Genomic DNA, 2,770 nt, shown 5'->3' with positions numbered 1-2,770 from the left:
TTGATGCCTGGCAGTTCCCTACTCTCACATGGGGAGACCCCACACTACCATCGGCGCTACGGCGTTTCACTTCTGAGTTCGGCATGGGGTCAGGTGGGACCACCGCGCTAAAGCCGCCAGGCAAATTCTGTTCATTAACCCGCTTTCGCCGGCTAATATCATCTGTATCAGGCTGATTATCATGTCTCTTCCGCCAAAACATCTTCGGCGTTGTAAGGTTAAGCCTCACGGTTCATTAGTATCGGTTAGCTCAACGTATCGCTACGCTTACACACCCGACCTATCAACGTCGTAGTCTTCAACGTTCCTTCAGGACCCTTAAAGGGTCAGGGAGAACTCATCTCGGGGCAAGTTTCGTGCTTAGATGCTTTCAGCACTTATCTCTTCCGCATTTAGCTACCGGGCAATGCCATTGGCATGACAACCCGAACACCAGTGATGCGTCCACTCCGGTCCTCTCGTACTAGGAGCAGCCCCCCTCAATTCTCCAGCGCCCACGGCAGATAGGGACCGAACTGTCTCACGACGTTCTAAACCCAGCTCGCGTACCACTTTAAACGGCGAACAGCCGTACCCTTGGGACCTACTTCAGCCCCAGGATGTGATGAGCCGACATCGAGGTGCCAAACACCGCCGTCGATATGAACTCTTGGGCGGTATCAGCCTGTTATCCCCGGAGTACCTTTTATCCGTTGAGCGATGGCCCTTCCATTCAGAACCACCGGATCACTATGACCTGCTTTCGCACCTGCTCGAGCCGTCACTCTCGCAGTCAAGCTAGCTTATGCCATTGCACTAACCTCCTGATGTCCGACCAGGATTAGCTAACCTTCGTGCTCCTCCGTTACTCTTTGGGAGGAGACCGCCCCAGTCAAACTACCCACCAGACACTGTCCGCAACCCGGATCACGGGTCCACGTTAGAACACCAGCCATTAAAGGGTGGTATTTCAAGGGCGGCTCCACGCAGACTGGCGTCCACGCTTCAAAGCCTCCCACCTATCCTACACATCAAGGACCAGTGTTCAGTGTCAAGCTATAGTAAAGGTTCACGGGGTCTTTCCGTCTTGCCGCGGGTACACTGCATCTTCACAGCGAGTTCAATTTCACTGAGTCTCGGGTGGAGACAGCCTGGCCATCATTACGCCATTCGTGCAGGTCGGAACTTACCCGACAAGGAATTTCGCTACCTTAGGACCGTTATAGTTACGGCCGCCGTTTACCGGGGCTTCGATCAAGAGCTTCGCGTTGCCGCTGACCCCATCAATTAACCTTCCGGCACCGGGCAGGCGTCACACCGTATACGTCCACTTTCGTGTTTGCACAGTGCTGTGTTTTTAATAAACAGTTGCAGCCAGCTGGTATCTTCGACTGATTTCAGCTCCACCCGCAGGGGCTTCACCTACATATCAGCGTGCCTTCTCCCGAAGTTACGGCACCATTTTGCCTAGTTCCTTCACCCGAGTTCTCTCAAGCGCCTTGGTATTCTCTACCTGACCACCTGTGTCGGTTTGGGGTACGATTTCGTGTTACCTGATGCTTAGAGGCTTTTCCTGGAAGCAGGGCATTTGTTACTTCAGCACCGTAGTGCCTCGTCATCACACCTCAGCGTTAAAAGAGTCCGGATTTACCTAAACTCTCCGCCTACATGCTTAAACCGGGACAACCGTCGCCCGGCTAACATAGCCTTCTCCGTCCCCCCTTCGCAGTAACACCAAGTACAGGAATATTAACCTGTTTCCCATCGACTACGCCTTTCGGCCTCGCCTTAGGGGTCGACTCACCCTGCCCCGATTAACGTTGGACAGGAACCCTTGGTCTTCCGGCGTGCGGGCTTTTCACCCGCATTATCGTTACTTATGTCAGCATTCGCACTTCTGATACCTCCAGCACCCCTCACAGGACACCTTCAACGGCTTACAGAACGCTCCCCTACCCAACAACACATAGTGTCGCTGCCGCAGCTTCGGTGCATGGTTTAGCCCCGTTACATCTTCCGCGCAGGCCGACTCGACCAGTGAGCTATTACGCTTTCTTTAAATGATGGCTGCTTCTAAGCCAACATCCTGGCTGTCTGTGCCTTCCCACATCGTTTCCCACTTAACCATGACTTTGGGACCTTAGCTGGCGGTCTGGGTTGTTTCCCTCTTCACGACGGACGTTAGCACCCGCCGTGTGTCTCCCGTGATAACATTCTTCGGTATTCGTAGTTTGCATCGGGTTGGTAAGCCGGGATGGCCCCCTAGCCGAAACAGTGCTCTACCCCCGAAGATGAATTCACGAGGCGCTACCTAAATAGCTTTCGGGGAGAACCAGCTATCTCCCGGTTTGATTGGCCTTTCACCCCCAGCCACAAGTCATCCGCTAATTTTTCAACATTAGTCGGTTCGGTCCTCCAGTTAGTGTTACCCAACCTTCAACCTGCCCATGGCTAGATCACCGGGTTTCGGGTCTATACCCTGCAACTTAACGCCCAGTTAAGACTCGGTTTCCCTTCGGCTCCCCTATTCGGTTAACCTTGCTACAGAATATAAGTCGCTGACCCATTATACAAAAGGTACGCAGTCACCCCATAAAGAGGCTCCCACTGCTTGTACGTACACGGTTTCAGGTTCTTTTTCACTCCCCTCGCCGGGGTTCTTTTCGCCTTTCCCTCACGGTACTGGTTCACTATCGGTCAGTCAGGAGTATTTAGCCTTGGAGGATGGTCCCCCCATATTCAGACAGGATACCACGTGTCCCGCCCTACTCTTCGAGTTCACACCAGATGC

General features: G+C 53.4%; 2 rRNA genes. Both read right to left on the bottom strand.

The annotated features are described in order from the left end of the window. Window positions 1–5: 5 nt before the first annotated feature. Window positions 6–121, bottom strand: a 5S ribosomal RNA gene (gene rrf / locus GF617_RS26665). A gap of 93 nt (window positions 122–214) precedes the next feature. Then, window positions 215–2,770 (bottom strand): 23S ribosomal RNA (locus GF617_RS26660); the annotation flags it as partial.

Source organism: Lelliottia sp. RWM.1 (assembly GCF_016859735.1).
Lineage (GTDB): Bacteria > Pseudomonadota > Gammaproteobacteria > Enterobacterales > Enterobacteriaceae > Enterobacter.
The sequence above is the reverse complement of the archived record's forward strand: the minus strand, read 5'-3'. Positions and strand labels throughout refer to the sequence as shown.